Annotated in this window: 12 protein-coding genes; 8 read left to right on the top strand and 4 right to left on the bottom strand. The window is 59.7% G+C overall.

Annotated elements, in window-relative coordinates:
- Window positions 1–32 precede the first annotated feature (32 nt).
- The 3 genes from BUB69_RS04340 to gnd are packed head-to-tail and all read right to left on the bottom strand — an operon-like array spanning window position 33 to window position 3,356.
- A complete protein-coding gene (locus BUB69_RS04340) occupies window positions 33–857 on the bottom strand; it encodes a Cof-type HAD-IIB family hydrolase (RefSeq protein WP_073162719.1) in 825 nt (274 codons plus the stop codon).
- Complete coding sequence (gene zwf, locus BUB69_RS04345) at window positions 850–2,382, bottom strand: glucose-6-phosphate dehydrogenase (protein WP_073162721.1); 1,533 nt, start codon at window positions 2,380–2,382, stop codon at window positions 850–852. Before zwf ends, BUB69_RS04340 begins: the two co-directional genes overlap by 8 nt.
- Complete coding sequence (gnd, locus tag BUB69_RS04350) at window positions 2,382–3,356, bottom strand: phosphogluconate dehydrogenase (NAD(+)-dependent, decarboxylating) (RefSeq protein WP_073162723.1); 975 nt, start codon at window positions 3,354–3,356, stop codon at window positions 2,382–2,384. The genes zwf and gnd overlap by 1 nt, the downstream gene beginning before the upstream one ends.
- A gap of 313 nt (window positions 3,357–3,669) precedes the next feature.
- On the opposite strand from gnd, the gene BUB69_RS04355 reads away from it, so the two are divergent.
- Complete coding sequence (locus BUB69_RS04355; protein WP_032610534.1) at window positions 3,670–3,843, top strand: DUF6026 family protein; 174 nt, start codon at window positions 3,670–3,672, stop codon at window positions 3,841–3,843.
- A 215-nt stretch (window positions 3,844–4,058) separates the two neighbouring features.
- On the opposite strand, the gene BUB69_RS04360 is transcribed toward BUB69_RS04355, so the two are convergent.
- Window positions 4,059–4,550, bottom strand: coding sequence for a GNAT family N-acetyltransferase (locus BUB69_RS04360; protein WP_073162726.1), 492 nt, complete (start codon window positions 4,548–4,550; stop codon window positions 4,059–4,061).
- A 594-nt stretch (window positions 4,551–5,144) separates the two neighbouring features.
- On the opposite strand from BUB69_RS04360, the gene glgA reads away from it, so the two are divergent.
- From glgA to BUB69_RS04395, 7 genes are all read left to right on the top strand, one after another.
- Window positions 5,145–6,737 (top strand): glycogen synthase GlgA, encoded by a 1,593-nt coding sequence (glgA, locus tag BUB69_RS04365; RefSeq protein ID WP_073162729.1) that lies wholly within the window; start codon window positions 5,145–5,147, stop codon window positions 6,735–6,737.
- A gap of 17 nt (window positions 6,738–6,754) precedes the next feature.
- Window positions 6,755–8,572, top strand: coding sequence for a malto-oligosyltrehalose trehalohydrolase (treZ, locus tag BUB69_RS04370; protein WP_073162731.1), 1,818 nt, complete (start codon window positions 6,755–6,757; stop codon window positions 8,570–8,572).
- Window positions 8,562–10,640, top strand: a complete 2,079-nt coding sequence (malQ, locus tag BUB69_RS04375) for a 4-alpha-glucanotransferase (RefSeq protein WP_073162734.1) — start codon at window positions 8,562–8,564, stop codon at window positions 10,638–10,640. Before treZ ends, malQ begins: the two co-directional genes overlap by 11 nt.
- Window positions 10,637–13,420, top strand: coding sequence for a malto-oligosyltrehalose synthase (locus tag BUB69_RS04380; protein ID WP_073162736.1), 2,784 nt, complete (start codon window positions 10,637–10,639; stop codon window positions 13,418–13,420). Before malQ ends, BUB69_RS04380 begins: the two co-directional genes overlap by 4 nt.
- 17 nt (window positions 13,421–13,437) lie before the next feature.
- Window positions 13,438–13,818, top strand: coding sequence for a DUF2934 domain-containing protein (locus BUB69_RS04385; protein ID WP_073162738.1), 381 nt, complete (start codon window positions 13,438–13,440; stop codon window positions 13,816–13,818).
- A gap of 156 nt (window positions 13,819–13,974) precedes the next feature.
- Window positions 13,975–16,158 carry a glycogen debranching protein GlgX gene (glgX, locus tag BUB69_RS04390; protein WP_073162740.1) on the top strand — a complete coding sequence of 728 codons (2,184 nt, stop codon included), beginning with the start codon at window positions 13,975–13,977 and terminating at the stop codon, window positions 16,156–16,158.
- Window positions 16,155–17,168, top strand: a complete 1,014-nt coding sequence (locus tag BUB69_RS04395; protein ID WP_073162742.1) for an acyl-CoA dehydrogenase family protein — start codon at window positions 16,155–16,157, stop codon at window positions 17,166–17,168. Before glgX ends, BUB69_RS04395 begins: the two co-directional genes overlap by 4 nt.
- Window positions 17,169–17,170: the final 2 nt, after the last annotated feature.

The following is a 17,170-nucleotide window of genomic DNA, read 5'->3' on the forward strand; positions in this document are numbered from 1 at the left end:
CGGAGTCGTCACTTTCCAGGGCAGCGCCGCCGTCAATGAGGCAGGATGTAGCGCCTGATCGCAGTGGCAACGCCATCCTGGACATTGCTGTCCGTGACGTGATCGGCCTGGCTGCGCACGCTGGCTTCGCCCTGCCCCATGGCAATCGACAGGCCAGCCTTGTGGAACATCGCCACGTCGTTGCCGCCGTCGCCAATCGCCGCCGTCTCGGCAAGATCGACGTTCAGATACCTGGCGAGCGCAACAAGCGCCGAGCCCTTGTTAGCCTCAAGCGCAGTCACGTCCAGGTAATACAGCTGCGAGCGTGCAGCCAGGGCGCGGCCTTCAAGCATCGGCACAAGACGACTTTCGAGCCCTTTCAACAGCTCGAAATCCTTGCTCGCCGCCACGATCTTGTCGACCCGATCCAGGTACGACTCAAAGCTGTCGACCAGCACCGGCTCATAGCCCAACGCATGGCGTTCATGGTCTACGTAGTCGCCCTGAGGATCGAGCAGCAGCCATTCATCGTCGGCAAACACCCAGACGGCAACCTTTTGCGTGGCGAATAGATCGAGACAGGTGCGCACCGCAGCAGGATCGATGCGATGCGCTGCCAGCACGCTCCCATCGTGGTGGGTAATCGTGCCGCCGTTGAAGGACACTGTGGGTAATTCGACACCCAGCGCCTCGATCACCTGACGCATTGCCCGAGGGGGACGACTGCTTGCCAGTGTGAAATGCACACCCGCTTTCTGCAGGCTATGAACGGCATCAATGGTGGCCTGACTGAGGCTGTGATCGGGGCGAAGCAGTGTGCCATCGATATCGGAAAGCAGAAAGCGCACAGGGGATTTGCAAGCAGGCAATTCAGACATTGAGTTCTCGCCATTCACGACCATCACGGGCCAGCAATTCATCGGCAACGGCAGGACCGTCCTGTCCGGCTTCATACAACGTGACTTCAGGTTTTTTGGCCCATGCATCCAGGAACGGCTGCACGGCACGCCAACCGTTTTCAATGTTGTCAGCACGCTGGAACAGCGTTTGATCCCCGGTCAGGCAGTCATAGATCAAGGTTTCGTAACCTGTCGACGGCTGCATCTCGAAGAAATCCTTGTAGGCAAAGCCCAGTTCGATGTCTTCCATATCCAGCGTCGGCCCGGGACGCTTGGCGAACAGGTCGAACCACATGCCTTCGTTAGGCTGGATCTGGATTCGCAGGTAATTGGGCTTCAGGCGATCAACCTCAGTGTCGCGAAACTGCGCGTAAGGTGCAGGCTTGAAACAGATGGCGATTTCGGTGCTGCGTGCACTCATGCGCTTGCCAGTACGCAGGTAGAACGGCACACCCACCCAGCGCCAATTGTCGACCATGACTTTGAGGGCCACGTAGGTTTCGGTGGTGCTGTCCTCGGCCACGCGATCTTCCTGGCGATAGCCGGCGACCTTGCGATCACCCGTCTCACCCGCCGAATACTGACCGCGCACCGAATTGGCCAGCGCCTCCTCCTCGCTCCATGGACGAATGGCACCCACCACTTTGGCTTTCTCGCCACGAACTGCGTCGGCGCCAAAAGCCGCTGGCGGCTCCATCGCAACCATAGCCAGCAACTGGAACAAGTGATTGGGCACCATGTCGCGCAGTGCCCCGGTGTTTTCGTAAAAACTGCCTCGGGTCTCGACACCGACCGTTTCAGCAGCGGTGATCTGCACATGGTCGATGTAGTGGTTGTTCCAGAACGACTCGAACAACCCATTGGAGAAGCGACTGACCAGAATGTTCTGCACCGTCTCCTTGCCCAGATAATGGTCAATGCGATAGATCTGCTTTTCACTCATGACCTTGAGCAGGCACGTGTTCAGCTCAACGGCGCTGGCCAGATCGGAGCCGAACGGCTTCTCGATCACCACCCGCCGGAACGCACCCTCGGTTTCGTTCAACAAACCGGAAGAGCCTAGCCGGGTCGCCACTTCGCTGAAGAATCGTGGCGCCGTGGCGAGGTAGAACACCGCATTGGCCGAGCCTGTGCTTTTGATCTTGCTCTCGATGTCGCGGTAGGTGGAATCATCGAGAAAGTCGCCTTGCACATAGCTGATCCGTTCAGCCAGCTTGCCCCACAACCCGGGATCAAGCGGATCCTTGCCTGACTCGGCGACCTTGGCGGCGGATTCGTCGCGAATGAAGTTCTCGAGTTTCTTGGCAAAATCGGCGTCACTGATCGCATTGTGATCGACGCCGACAATGTGCAACCCCTGATCCACCAGACCGTCACGCGCCAGATTGTAGAGCGCTGGCATCAGCAGGCGCTTGACCAGATCACCATGCGCTCCGAACAGGAACAGCGTGGTGGGCGGTGCAACTTCAGGCTTTTGCTCGGATGTGCCGCGTGACAGGCCCATTACTTGGGTTCCTTGTGACCACCGAAACCGAAGCGCATGGCAGACAGCATTTTGTCAGCGTAAGAGCTGGTCTGGCGTGAGCGGAAGCGCGCGAACAGTGCGCTGGACAGCACAGGAACCGGAACGGCCTGCTCGATGGCGGCCTCGATGGTCCAGCGGCCCTCGCCGCTGTCGGCTACCGAGCCGGAGAAAGCGTCCAGTTGCGGATCGGTCGCCAGCGCGTCGGCGGTGAGGTCCAGCAGCCAGGACGAGACGACGCTGCCACGGCGCCACACTTCGGCAATATCGGCGGTATTCAGGTCGAAGCGCTGCTCGGGCGGCAGGTGCTCGGAGTTCTTCTGCTTGAGCAGATCGAAGCCCTCTGCAAAGGCCTGCATCATCCCGTACTCGATGCCATTGTGGATCATTTTCACGAAATGGCCGGAGCCTGCCGGGCCTGCGTGGATGTAACCATGTTCAGCGCGGTCGTCGTCAGACTTGCGGTCACGGGTACGCGGGATTTCGCCGATACCGGGTGCCAGCGTGGCGAACAGTGGGTCAAGACGGTCAACGATGGCCTTCTCGCCCCCGATCATCATGCAATAGCCACGCTCCAGGCCCCAGACGCCGCCAGAAGTCCCGACATCCACATAATGCAGGCCCTTGTCAGTCAGTTCCTGAGCGCGGCGAATGTCATCCTTGTAGAAGGTATTGCCGCCATCGATGATCACATCATCGTGTTCGAGCAACTGACTCAGCATCTGAATCGTGTCTTCGGTCGGCGCACCGGCAGGCAGCATGACCCAGATGGCACGAGGTGCATCGAGCGCCTTGACCAGCTCGGCCAGATCAGCAGCTGCAGTGGCGCCTTCATTGGCCAGGGCGCCGCGTGAAGCTTCGTCACGGTCGTACACCACGGTGGTGTGACCATCGAGCATCAAACGCCGTGCGATATTGCCGCCCATGCGGCCCAGTCCAATAATCCCAAGTTGCATGAAGTTGCTCCTAAACTCGTAAAAGGGGCCTCACCTGTCATCCAGCGCTTCAACAGTGCGTGAGCATGCTGGTTAGTCAAGCGAGGCAGAACGTCGGTTCCCCTGCGGGACGATGACGGCAGCGTTGCCATCAACTGATGCACATTTTCGCGTTCAAGAAACGTTCGCGACAATGAAAAATAAAAAAGTTCCAATTTAACGCAAAAGAAATCAGAATCTGTGCCGATAGAGAGGTTAGCAGCGGCCACTCAGGGATTGATAGTCATTGCCACGGGCCTTTCTGAGGTTGAATCCGCCATTTGCGAGGTGAGCAATGGGCACTGTACTACCAGCACTTGCACCACAAACCCTGTATGTCACGATCCGCCGCGACGAATTGCGCGCGCTGAAGGAAGAACGTGAGCAGCTGCAAAAACGAGTCGCTCATCTGAGCCTCATGCTTCAGCAATCCCAACTGAGCGCTCCTGGCTCAGCGTTACACGCCTGACGAACCCTTCGTCAACTGCTCTGACTGTCACGTGGCAAGCCCGATCTGCCGGCTTGCCCCCCTCGCTACAACGGTTGACCCTCTCCAATCAAATACCCTGACTAGACAGACGATCCAGCGGTCGACGCATTTTGCGCCAGATAGGGGCGGCGGACCAGACACAATTCGCAACATGCCTGGCCGTCTTATTGATCTCTGCAGAGCATCACGCCCTCTTACAACGTCTTCTGCCAGAACATGGCACGACCCATGTCAGGGTCTAGGCAGTAGCTGTCAAAACCCTGTTTCTTGTAGGCATTTTTTGCCACTTCGTTGCCTTCCAGCACCTCAAGCGTCAGTTTGCAGCACCCGCGCTGACGCGCGATTTCTTCGACCTTGGCCAGCATCTTCTGGCTGATGCCCTTGCCCCGATGCTGGGCGATGACCGCCACATCATGAATGTTGACCAGCGGACGACAGGCAAATGTCGAGAACGCCTCGAAGCAATTGACCAGGCCTACCGGTTCGCCGGCGATGAACGCCAGAACGCTGAACGCATGAGGACGCTTGGCAAGTTCGAGAGCCAATTGCTGTCGGGTATCGTTCGACAACGGCTGGCCTCCTCCCATCACGTCCATGGCGTACTCGTTCAGGACGAATCCTATCGCTTCGGCATGTACCGGGTTGGTGTAGCTCGCTTGAAGTACAAGCACCTCTGGGGCGTCCATTTCCATCCTCATCAACTTTCAAATATTCACAACGCGCTATTCAGTGAAATATCAGACTCACCCGTGCGTCACAGGATGCCGATTCTATCTCGCCTCGCTCATAAATGTTCCGGTACAGATGTAGGATATTTCGCGTGATGCTCGTGAATCGGCCACTGCACGCACCTGGAAAAGGCAGCGCGCACAGATTCGGGCAAAAAGTCGTGACAAACGGTCGCAGCGACGAAAGCGCGACGCCACACCGTTAATTGTCGAACAATCCGACGACCGGTAAATCCCCGCTGAAAACCGTAGTACTCTGCTCTAAAAAAGCGCATGCGCCGTTTGAAGAATTGTCTGTCGGACGCACGCCGAGCCGCACGCCAGACATTTGCGTTGAAAAAAGTCGAAACTTCTCCAAATCGGGTAGGTCATCTGAACTGAGCGCCTATGCTATTGGCTGACTGCAGACTCTTGCTTCATCACGCTGCAATGTCGCCGTGCGTAGTTCAAGTAGGTACTGTTCTTGCGTAGTGCATGTGAAGGTACCGGCCATAGGAAATGGCCAATAAAAATCAAGTGATGCACCAACACTGTTTTGAACAGGAGAAAACGATGATTAGCGCCGCTGTCAAAACCCAGAAGGGAGAGAGTTTTAACCAGCCGGCCAGCGAGCTGACTCATCTGCCGGTTTTCGCTACGACGAGCGTTCCACTGCTGCAACTTCCGACTTCGACTTCACAGCCTACGATTTCTCAGGTCAACAGACGCAAGGTCCTGTTTGTCACCTCCGAGCTGGCTGACCTGGTGAAAACCGGGGGTTTGGGCGATGTATCTGCTGCTTTACCGCGAGCCATGCGTCACCTGCACGACGTCCGAGTGCTGATACCCGGCTATCCACAAGTGATCAATAGCGGCAATCCGATTCACGTCATCAGCCATCTGGGCGGCTACGCCGGTCTTCCGGCCTGCAAGATCGGTCGCATGGACATGAAAGACGGGCTGGTGATTTACGTATTGATCTGCCCCGAACTCTACGAGCGTGAAGGCACACCTTACGCCGACAGACATGGCCGTGACTGGTCCGACAACCATATCCGCTTTGCACGCCTGGGCCTGGCGGCGGCCGAGTTCGCCGCGGGCGCAGTCAAAACCCAATGGTGCCCTGAGCTGGTTCACGCCCATGACTGGCCCGCAGGCCTCGCACCTGCCTATATGAAGTGGCGTGGACAGTCGACACCGAGCATTTTCACCATTCACAACCTGGCCTATCAGGGCACGGTCAGTACGGGCTCGAGCCGTGAGTTGGGCATTCCTGACGAAGCGCTGCAGAGCGAAGGGATGGAGTTTTACGGAAAACTGTCCTTCATCAAGGCCGGTATGGCGTACGCGAACCACATCACCACGGTCAGCGCCACCTACGCCAAGGAAATCACCACCCCTGAGTTTGGCTGCGGGCTTGAAGGTTTTCTGCAGAGCAAGGCTGACAAAGGCCAGCTCAGCGGCATTCCCAATGGCATCGACGCCAGCTGGGATGCTGCCACCGATGAGCATCTGATTTGCCATTTCGCACCCAACGAATGGACGCGCAAAGAGATCAATGCCGACTACGTTCGTGAACTGTTCGGGCTCGACGCTTCGACAGGTCCGCTGTTTGCGGTGGTTTCGCGCCTTGTCTATCAGAAAGGTCTGGACCTGACGATCGGCGTTGCCGAGCACATCGTCAACAACGGCGGACAGATCGCAATCATCGGGCGCGGGGAGCCGGAAGAGGAAGACGCCATGCGCGCCCTCGCGAACCGTTTCCCGGGTCGTATCGGGGTACGCATCGGCTTCAATGAGACTGACGCCCGCCGCATGTTCGCAGGCAGCGACTTTTTGCTGATGCCGTCGCGCTATGAACCGTGCGGCCTCAGCCAGATGTATGCCCAGCGTTTCGGGTCGTTGCCCGTGGCGCGTAACACAGGCGGTCTGGCAGACACCATCGAAGATGGCGTGACAGGTTTTCTGTTCAACGAATCAACGGTTGAAAGTTACACCGAGGCGCTGAACCGCGCCTTCCAGGTATTTGCTCATCCCGAGCTGCTAAACGCCATGCGCTGCCGCGCAATGGCCGCCCCTTTCAACTGGCACCAAGCGGTCGAGCCCTACGCAGATCTCTACCGCGACCTGTTGAAGAAAAATGCGGGTGTTTCAATTCACTACTGAGGAAAAGGGGTTGATGGATGCCTCTGCGTACAGAAGTTGACTGGCGCCACGGCGCCATTCTGATTGACCCGGAACACACCCGGTTTGCCCTCTGGGCGCCGGATGCAGACAACGTAAGCGTTGAATTGGAGGATGGTCAGTCTCTGGCCATGCTCGCCCAACCTGAAGGTTGGTTCACCCTGGAGGCTCGCTGCAAGGCGGGCGTCCAGTACCGCTTCAAGATTGACGGGGACCTGGAAGTTCCAGACCCCGCCTCCCGCGCTCAGGCCGGCGACGTGCATTCACACAGCATCGTCGTCGACCCTCTCGCCTATCAATGGCAAAACACCCACTGGCAAGGCCGACCCTGGCACGAAGCAGTCATTTACGAGCTGCATGTAGGCGCCTTGGGCGGTTACGCAGGTGTTGAAAAACGCCTTCAGCACCTGGCCGACCTGGGTGTGACCGCTATCGAGCTGATGCCGCTGGCGCAGTTTCCTGGCGACCGCAACTGGGGCTATGACGGGGTCCTGCCCTACGCTCCGCAATCGTCCTACGGCACGCCCGATCAGCTCAAACATCTGATCGACACCGCCCATGGACATGGCCTGGCAGTCATCCTGGATGTGGTCTACAACCACTTCGGTCCTGACGGCAACTACCTGGGCTGCTACGCCAAAGCGTTCTTCCGCAGGGACCTGCACACACCCTGGGGCGATGCGATCGACTTCCGACGCGAACAGGTCCGGGACTTCTTTGTCGACAATGCGCTGATGTGGCTGCAGGAATACCGCTTCGACGGGTTGCGGATGGACGCGGTTCATGCGATCCGCGACGAAACTTTCCTGCCTGAGTTTGCAGAACGGGTGCGCGCTCATATCGATCGTGACCGGCACGTGTGGCTGAATCTCGAAAACGAGTTCAATCAGGCCAGCTTGCTGCAGGGCAAGGGGTTCGACGCGCAATGGAATGACGACGGGCATAACACGCTGCACGTGCTGCTGACGGGTGAAACCGACGCCTACTACTCGGATTTTGCCCAGAAGCCGACACAGAAGCTGGCCCGCCTGCTCAGTGAAGGCTTCGTCTATCAGGGCGAACAGACCCGCCACGGTCATACCCGTGGAGAGCCCAGCGGCCACCTTTCGCCCAGCGCTTTCGTGCTGTTCTTGCAGAACCATGATCAGATCGGTAATCGAGCACTGGGCGAGCGACTGCCGCAGCTTTGCCCCGCTCCGGCACTCAAGGCGGCAACCGCGTTGCTGCTGCTTTCGCCGATGATCCCGCTGATGTTCATGGGGGATGAATGGGCTGCCAGCGAGCCGTTCCTGTTCTTCACCAGCCATCATGGCGAGCTGGCCGATGCCGTACGTGAAGGTCGTCGCAGCGAATTCGCCGACTTCGCAGCCTTCGCCGACCCGGAACGCCGCGAGCATATCCCCGACCCGAACGACGTAAAGACTTTCGAGGCTTCACGTCCGGCGTTCGGCGCGCTGAATCTGGAAACCGACATCGGACTGGATCACCAAGGCTGGCTTGACCTTTACAAGGAACTGTTGGCACTGCGCAAGCAGGCAATCGTCCCTCGCCTGCCGGGCACACAGCCGCTTGGCACCGAGGTGCTTGCCGATCACGCCGTCAGCGCGCGCTGGCGGATGGGCGATGGCAGCCTGTTGCGCATCGACCTGAACCTGAGCGAGCACGCTGTCGCCGCCCCGCCGTCCGATGCTGCCCAGGTGATTTTCTCCACCCCCCCGAAATCGGCCGAACTTTCCCAGCCCGGTATCCTCAATCCATACACGGCCATTGTCAGCCTGACAGCAAGCGATGTGATGGAGAAACAGGATGAACAATGAGCAATTGGAGAGGCTTGCGACCGAAGCAGGACTGTCGGTGCACTGGGTGGATGCCAACGCTCGCCCCCAGACCGTAAGTCCTGAGGTGTTGCGCAAGGTTCTGGAAGCACTGGGTTATCCCGCAGACGGTGGTGAAGCGATAGATGCCAGCCTGCAGCGTCTGCAGGCTGCCCGTCAGGGTGAAGGAGCCCCGCCACTTCTGACGGTCGATCAGGGCAGCAACCTGAATCTGGCTGACTGGTTCGCGCCGCACACGCCGTTCACCCTGCACCTGGAAGACGGCTCTTCTGTGGATGCAAAGTTGACAGCCGATGCCCAGTTACCTGCTCTGGCGGGGCCTGGGTATCAGCAACTGGATATCGCCGGGCAGCACCTGACCATTGCCGTCGCGCCCAAATCCTGTTTTAGCGTGGCGATGGCCACTGACACACAGACACCCCGCACCTGGGGCTTGACCGTTCAGCTCTATGGCTTGCGCCGCGAGGGCGATGGCGGTTTCGGGGACACTCAGGCGCTGGAAACTTTTGCCCGCGCGGCGGGCGAACGGGGCGCAGATGCTTTGGCGATCAGTCCGATTCACGCCATGTTCGCCAGTGACCCTCAGCGCTACAGCCCGTACTCGCCGTCCAGCCGACTGTTCCTCAACAGCCTGTACGCCTCGCCCGGCGCGATTCTTGGCGAGCGCGCATGGCGTCAGGCGATCGAAGACGCCGGCGTTGCCGACGAGCTGAAACGTCTGGAGGCAATGACACTGATCGACTGGCCGGCAGCGGCCAGCGCCAAATGGAAAGCCCTGCACGCGTTGTATGAAGCGTTCAGCGCTGGCTCACACCCGCTGCACGAAGACTTCAACAGCTTTCGCCACAATGGCGGCGAGGCGCTGGAAAACCACTGTCGGTTCGAGGCACTGCGCGCAGAGTGCCCCGGCATGGGCATCAGCGATAACTGGCACGACTGGCCCGATGAACTCAAAGACCCGCGCAGCAGCGCGGTGTCGGCGTTTGCGGCACAGCACGGGCCGCAGATCAGCTTCCATGCGTTCACCCAATGGTTGATCGCTCGAGGCCTGGAGCGGGCTCAGGTCGCAGCTCGCAGCAGTGGCATGCGTGTTGGCCTGATCGCCGACCTTGCAGTAGGTGCCGATGGTGCTGGCAGCCAGGCATGGAGCCGTCAGGATGAGCTGTTGTCTGCGCTGACCGTGGGCGCACCGCCTGACATCCTCAATCGCGCGGGTCAGAGCTGGGGCATTTCAGCGTTCTCGCCCGACGGCCTCAAGCGCAACGGCTTTCGCGCCTTTATCGAAATGCTGCGGGCCAATTTCGCCCACGCAGGTGGCCTGCGCATTGACCATGTAATGGGGCTACAGCGCCTGTGGGTCGTACCGCTTGGATCGCCTCCGAGCGAAGGGGCATACCTGAATTATCCGCTGGATGACATGCTGCGGCTGTTGAGCCTTGAGTCCTATCGCCACAAGGCCATCGTGCTGGGCGAAGACCTCGGTACGGTGCCGGAGGGTCTGAGTGAGAAGCTCAGCGCTCGAGCCATGCTGGGCATGCGCGTGCTGTTGTTCGAACAGAACAATGGCCAGTTCAAGCCTATTCTGGACTGGTCCGACGAAGCACTGGCCACCACCAGCACCCATGACTTGCCCACGTTGGCCGGCTGGCTCAGCGAGCTGGACATCGAATGGAATGCGCGACTCGGTCATGTAGACGCCCAGAGTGAACAACACTGGCGTGAAGAACGCGCCCGCGAATACGACGGCCTGCGCCGGGCCCTCAGTCAGAGCAACGAAGGCCTGAGCGAGGACACCGAAGACGCGGCGCAGATCATCGACGCCAGCATCCGTTATCTGGGCCACACCCGCGCGCCACTGGTGCTGCTGCCTATCGAAGACGCATTGGGCGTGCAGGAACAGGCCAATCTGCCAGGCACTATCGACAGCCACCCTAACTGGCGCAGACGCCTTCCCGGTGATGCCGCCACACTCCTTGACAATGAACATGCTGCTCGACGACTGGAATTGCTGTCCCAATCCCGGCTGCAAGCTGCGGAGCGTGACCAATGAACCGTCCACTACAACCGTTGAGAGCCACACAACGTCTTCAGTTTCATAAAGACTTCACGCTCGATGATGCCGTGCCGCTGGTGCCTTACTTTGCCAGCCTCGGCATCAGCCACCTCTACGCTTCACCGATTCTCAAAGCGCGCGCGGGCTCGATGCACGGCTACGACGTGGTGGACCCGACCGTCATCAACCCGGAGCTGGGCGGCGAACCTGCCCTGCTCCGTCTGGTGGCGGCGTTGCGTGAACACGGGATGGGGCTGATCCTCGACATCGTATCCAACCACATGGCAGTGGGCGGTGCGGACAATCCCTGGTGGCTCGACTTGCTCGAATGGGGGCGTCGCAGCCCGTACGCAGATTTCTTCGACATTCAGTGGAACTCGCCTGATCCACTGCTGGCCGGGCAACTGTTGCTGCCGTTCCTCAGCAGCGATTACGGCACCGTCCTGCAAGCCGGAGAAATCCCGTTGCGCTTCGATGCGCAACGCGGCGCCTTCTACATCGAGCACTACCAGCACCACTTCCCGGTGTGCCCGAGCACCTACGATTCGCTCCTGACAGGCGTCGAACAGCCACAGCTGAAAGAGCTTGGCTTGCGCTTCGCCGCCCTGAACAACTACCCGCAAGCTTACGAGCGGGCGCGTCAGGCCAAGGCTGAACTGGCCGAGCTGGCGAAGGATCCACAGGTACTCACAGCCATTGAGCAGGTGATTGCGCGCTTCGACTCCAGCAAGCCTGAGGGTTTTGATCGGCTCCACCAGTTGCTGGAACGGCAGTATTACCGTCTGGCCAGTTGGCGCACCGCGGGCGACGACATCAATTGGCGGCGTTTCTTCGACATCAACGAGCTGGGCGGTCTGCGTGTCGAACGACCTAACGTCTTCGAAGCCACCCATGGCAAGATTTTCCAGCTGATTGCCGATGGCCTCATCGACGGCCTGCGTATCGACCATATCGATGGACTCGCGAACCCTCGGGGCTACGGACGCAAGCTGCATCGTCGTGTTCAGGGCCTGCTGAGCCAGCGCCCTGCCGACGCCAGACTGACGCACCTGCCTATCTTTGTCGAAAAAATCCTCGGGCCTGACGAGCCGTTGCGCCAGGACTGGAGCGTGGACGGTACGACCGGCTACGAGTTCATGAATCAGGTTTCTCTGCTGCAACACGACCCCAAGGGCGAAGCGCCGCTGGGCGAACTGTGGAGCCGCCTGAGCGAACGCACCGCTGACTTCGACGAAGAGGTGCTGGTCGCGCGCGACCTGGTGTTGCACGGCACACTGGCAGGCGACTTCGAGAACGTTGCCCAGTCATTGCTGCAGGTTGCCCGCAGCGACCTGATGAGCCGGGACCTGACGCTGGGCGCGATTCGCCGGGCGTTGCTGGCCCTGATCGTCAACTTCCCGGTCTACCGCACTTACATCAGCGTGTGCGGGCGCTCGGCAGAAGATGAGCGATTCTTTCAACAGGCCATGGACGGCGCACGCTCGACACTGAACGAAGGCGACTGGCCGGTGCTGGATTACCTGGCCCGCTGGCTGGGAGGTGAGTCGTGGAGAAAGCTGCCACGCGGCCACTTGCGCAAGCTGTACAAGAACGCCTGCGTGCGCTTCCAGCAACTGACCTCCCCTGTTGCCGCCAAATCGGTTGAAGACACGTCGTTCTACCGCTCTGCCGTGCTGCTGTCGCGCAACGATGTCGGTTTTCATCCGCAACATTTCAGTGCGCCAGTGGAAGCCTTTCACCAGGCCTGCCTCCAGCGTATGGAGACGTTTCCGAACAACCTGCTAGCGACTGCGACCCACGACCATAAGCGTGGGGAAGACACGCGCACGCGCCTCGCGGTGCTCAGTGAATGTGCCGACTGGTACGCCGAGCAGGTCGAACGCTGGCGACAGCTGGCAGCGCCGCTCAAGGGTGATGAGCCCACAATCAGTGCGGGCGACGAACTGATGCTCTATCAGGCGCTGCTGGGCAGTTGGCCACTTGAACTGGAAGGCGAGCAGGCGCACGAGGAATATGCCAGGCGCATGGTGCAGTGGCAGGAAAAGGCGCTGCGCGAGGCCAAGCTGCAAAGCAGCTGGAGTGCGCCGAACCAGCCGTATGAGGCTGCTTGCAGGGAGTTTCTGCAACGTCTGCTGCTGGCCCCGGAAGCGCTCGCGTTACGTCAGTCGTTGAGTGCCACCGCCAATCGCATTGCCACTGCAGGCGCACTCAATAGTCTGGCGCAAACCTTGCTACGCTTGACCGTACCGGGTGTGCCGGATCTGTATCAAGGCACGGAGTTCTGGGATTTCAGTCTGGTGGATCCGGACAACCGCCGGCCTGTGGATTACCCGGCTCGGGAGCAGGCGTTGAAGGACAACGTCAGTGCGCCGGATCTGCTGGGTCAGTGGCAGGACGGCCGGATCAAACAGGCACTGATCGCAGCAGCGCTGAACGTGCGCAGTGCACATTCCGCGCTGTTCAGCGAAGGAGCGTATGTGCCTCTGGAAGTGAAAGGCAGTCAGGCGCATCGGGTGCTGGCTTTTGCACGCACAACGCAGCACGAGCGGGCAATCGTCGTGGTGCCACGCACATGCAGTGAACTATTGGGCACCGCGCAGGCTCCATTCATTAACGCTGCTCAATGGGGCGACACTCACATCGTCGTGCCGTTTGCCGATTCGCAACTACAGTGGAAGGGCCTCTTTTCTGACATCGTCGTAACGAGTGCTGGGGAAATACCACTCAGTGCGGCGCTTGAAGAATTTTCTGTCAATTTGCTTATTCAAACTATGTGATACCTGGGAGTGTCGAGATGAGTGCCGACGAAAAAAGAATCCGTGAATTCGCCTATCAAATCTGGGAGTCCGAGGGTAAACCTTCGGGGCATGATGCCCGTCACTGGGAGATGGCACGCAAACTGGCTGAAGCAGAAGCGCTTGCGCCGGACAAGACTACTGCGCGTAAAGCCAGCAAACCCAAGCTGCCTGAAGTAGACACCGCCAAGGCACCGGCAAAAGGACCGGCCAAGTCTGTGGCCAAGGCTCCTCCCACGCCTAAACCTGCCGCTTCCAAACCGGCACCGGCGGCGAAGGCAAAGCCTGCTCCCAAGCCAAAGGCAACCCCTGCAGCCAATGAAACCGATGCATCCGCCAAGCCAGCACCGAAGAAACCGCGCAAGCCATCGAATACTTGAAACTCTTCTGTTCTCAAACAAGTCCATTGCAGCAGGCCTCATCTGAACCCAGGTGAGGCTTGCGGTAACCCCCACTTTAACTTCAGTGTTGAAGCCCGCTCGGCTTCGATAACGGTTTCGGCCGCTTAGAAAATCATTCGACGTCAGGAAGGCAGCATGAATACGAAGTCCACACCCGCGGCAGATGAAAGTTCGGCCACACCAGAAAACCCTGCCAGTAGCCCGTCACGCATTCGTGAAGGACTGCCCTTTCCCCTCGGTGCCAGCTGGGATGGCCTGGGTGTCAACTTTGCGATCTTCTCGGCGAATGCCACGAAGGTGGAGCTGTGTCTGTTCGATTCCACAGGTGAAGTGGAGCTGGAACGCATCGAACTGCCGGAATACACCGACGAGACCTTCCACGGCTACCTACCCGACGCTCACCCGGGTCTGATCTACGGCTATCGTGTGTACGGCCCGTACGACCCGAAGAACGGGCATCGTTTCAACCATAACAAGCTGCTGATCGACCCTTATGCCAAGCAATTGGTCGGCGAGTTGAAATGGTCCGAAGCCCTGTTCGGCTATACGATCGGCCACCCCGACGGCGACCTGAGCTTCGATGAACGCGACAGCGCACCGTTTGTTCCCAAGAGCAAGGTGATCGACCCTGCTTACACGTGGGGCCGCGATCAGCGTGTCGGTACGCCGTGGGACAAGACCATCGTTTACGAGACCCATGTACGCGGTTACACCATGCGTCATCCGTCGGTGCCGGAAGAACTGCGTGGCACGTTCGCAGGCCTGGGATCGGCCGATGTTGTTGATCACATCCGCAAGCTGGGTGTCACCTCGGTCGAGCTGCTGCCGATCCACGCCTTCGTCAACGACCAGCACCTGCTGCAAAAAGGCATGACCAACTACTGGGGCTACAACAGCATCGCGTTCTTTGCCCCGGACCCGCGCTACCTGGCTCACGGCAAGATCGCCGAGTTCAAGGAAATGGTCGCGCACATGCACCATGCCGGGCTGGAAGTGATTCTGGACGTGGTCTACAACCACACGGCTGAAGGCAACGAGCTGGGCCCGACCCTTTCCATGCGCGGTATCGACAACGCGTCGTACTACCGACTGATGCCGGACGACAAGCGCTATTACATCAACGATTCGGGCACGGGCAACACGCTCGACCTCAGCCACCCCTGTGTGCTGCAGATGGTCACCGACTCGCTGCGCTACTGGGCTTCGGAAATGCATGTCGACGGTTTCCGCTTCGACCTGGCAACCATTCTGGGTCGTTACCATGATGGCTTCGACGAGCGTCACAGCTTCCTGGTCGCCTGCCGCCAGGACCCGGTCCTGCGTCAGGTCAAGCTTATCGCCGAGCCCTGGGACTGCGGCCCGGGTGGTTATCAGGTCGGTGGTTTCCCGCCGGGCTGGATGGAATGGAACGACAAGTTCCGCGACACCGTACGTGCCTTCTGGAAGGGCGATGAAGGTCAACTGGCCGACTTCGCTGCCCGCATGACGGCTTCGGGCAACATGTTCAACCAGCGCGGTCGTCGCCCTCAGGCTTCGGTCAACTTCATCACCGCGCATGACGGGTTCACCCTGCATGACCTGGTGTCGTACAACGACAAGCACAACGAAGCCAACGACGAAAACAACCAGGATGGCAGCAATAACAACCTGTCATGGAACCATGGTGTCGAAGGCCCGACCGAAGACGCGGAAATCAACACCCTGCGTTTGCGCCAGATGCGCAACTTCTTCGCGACCCTGCTTCTGGCCCAAGGCACGCCGATGATTGTGGCCGGTGACGAGTTTGCCCGCACACAGCACGGCAATAACAACGCCTACTGCCAAGACAGTGAAATTGGCTGGGTCAACTGGGATCTGGATGGTGACGGCGAAGCGCTGCTGAAGTTTGTCACCCGCGTGATCAAGCTTCGTCAGAGCTACCCGATCCTGCGCCGCAGTCGCTTCCTGGTAGGCGATTACAACGAGGAAATCGGCGTCAAGGATGTCACCTGGCTCTCGCCGGACGGCACCGAGATGACCGTTGAGCAATGGCATGACGCCAACGGCCGCTGCCTGGGTATGCTCATGGATGGTCGCGCGCAGGAAACCGGCATTATTCGTCCGGGTGCCGACGCCACGCTGCTGCTGGTGGTCAACGCGCATCACGAAGGCGTCAACTTCAAGCTGCCGGAAGTCCCTGAGGGCACGCATTACACCTGCTTGATCGACACCAATCAGGACGATGCGCGCAGCAAGGAAACCTTCGGTTTCGGCAGTGAATACATGGTCACTCCCCGCTCGCTGTTGCTGTTTGAACTCAAGCGCGAAGACCAGCAATGACAGAGGCCTTGAGCGAGTTTCTCGACTGGCGCAGGCACGGCTATGCCGACACGCGTGCGCTTGGCGAGTGCTTGCAGGCCGTCGTCAACGAAGGGCTCGACCAGATCCCCCTGCCTGCCAGCGGCCAGACGCTTGAGCGCTGGCAGGCACTGGCCTGCGTTGCAGGCCACGATCTGGGGTTATGCAAGTTGTACGAGGGGCACACCGACGCCTTGGCGATCATGGCGGAACTGGGTGCCCCGCCCCCCGAACAATTCAGTACCTGGGGTACGTGGGCGGCCGAGCCGCCTCAGGCCCGGGTACTTCTGAGCGGCGAAGGTGACTCGCTCAGGCTCAACGGCCGCAAGGCCTGGTGCTCAGGTGCGTCCGCGCTGAGTCATGCCCTGATGACCGTCTGGGATGAAGAACAACAGCAGCAACTGGTGGCCGTGGCGCTGGATCAGCCCGGCGTACAGGTCAGCACGGATGGCTGGCGCGCAGTGGGTATGGGCGCGACCGGCAGTGTGGATGTGCTGTTCGATCAGGCTGTCGCGCAGCGCGTGGGTTCTCCCGGCGACTACCTGAACCGCGCAGGCTTCTGGCAGGGCGGGATCGGCATCGCAGCATGCTGGTACGGCGCATCGCGCGCCATTGCTCAACGCCTGTTACAGCAAGCGGGCAAGCGCAACGAACCCCACGCGCTGGCCCATTTGGGTACGGTTGATGTGGCGCTCTATAGTGCCGGCAGCCTGTTGCAGGCCGCCGCATCGCAACTGGACCACACCCCGCACGCACATGCCGAGCTACTGGCCAGACGCTGTCGTGCCGCTGTCGAAGCAAGCGCCGAACAGGTTATTCGTAACGCGGGACGCGCCCTCGGTGCCGGCCCGTATTGCAAGGATGCGCAATTCGCACGGCTGATTGCCGACTTGCCCGTGTTCCTGCGCCAGAGTCACGCCGAACAGGACCTTGCGCAATTGGGTCAGCAGCTTGCCGATCAATTACCCGTCAGCCAATTGTGGTCGCTATGACT

Origin of the sequence: Pseudomonas asturiensis (assembly GCF_900143095.1) — a bacterium.
GTDB classification, from domain to species: domain Bacteria; phylum Pseudomonadota; class Gammaproteobacteria; order Pseudomonadales; family Pseudomonadaceae; genus Aquipseudomonas; species Aquipseudomonas asturiensis.

Coding starts and splice junctions, on each gene's coding strand:
- BUB69_RS04340 (WP_073162719.1), bottom strand. CDS start 857: ATGTCTGAATTGCCTGCTTGCAAATCCCCTGTGCGCTTTCTGCTTTCC.
- glgX (WP_073162740.1), top strand. CDS start 13,975: ATGAATACGAAGTCCACACCCGCGGCAGATGAAAGTTCGGCCACACCA.
- glgA (WP_073162729.1), top strand. CDS start 5,145: ATGATTAGCGCCGCTGTCAAAACCCAGAAGGGAGAGAGTTTTAACCAG.
- BUB69_RS04360 (WP_073162726.1), bottom strand. CDS start 4,550: ATGGACGCCCCAGAGGTGCTTGTACTTCAAGCGAGCTACACCAACCCG.
- BUB69_RS04355 (WP_032610534.1), top strand. CDS start 3,670: ATGGGCACTGTACTACCAGCACTTGCACCACAAACCCTGTATGTCACG.
- gnd (WP_073162723.1), bottom strand. CDS start 3,356: ATGCAACTTGGGATTATTGGACTGGGCCGCATGGGCGGCAATATCGCA.
- malQ (WP_073162734.1), top strand. CDS start 8,562: ATGAACAATGAGCAATTGGAGAGGCTTGCGACCGAAGCAGGACTGTCG.
- zwf (WP_073162721.1), bottom strand. CDS start 2,382: ATGGGCCTGTCACGCGGCACATCCGAGCAAAAGCCTGAAGTTGCACCG.
- BUB69_RS04395 (WP_073162742.1), top strand. CDS start 16,155: ATGACAGAGGCCTTGAGCGAGTTTCTCGACTGGCGCAGGCACGGCTAT.
- BUB69_RS04385 (WP_073162738.1), top strand. CDS start 13,438: ATGAGTGCCGACGAAAAAAGAATCCGTGAATTCGCCTATCAAATCTGG.
- BUB69_RS04380 (WP_073162736.1), top strand. CDS start 10,637: ATGAACCGTCCACTACAACCGTTGAGAGCCACACAACGTCTTCAGTTT.
- treZ (WP_073162731.1), top strand. CDS start 6,755: ATGCCTCTGCGTACAGAAGTTGACTGGCGCCACGGCGCCATTCTGATT.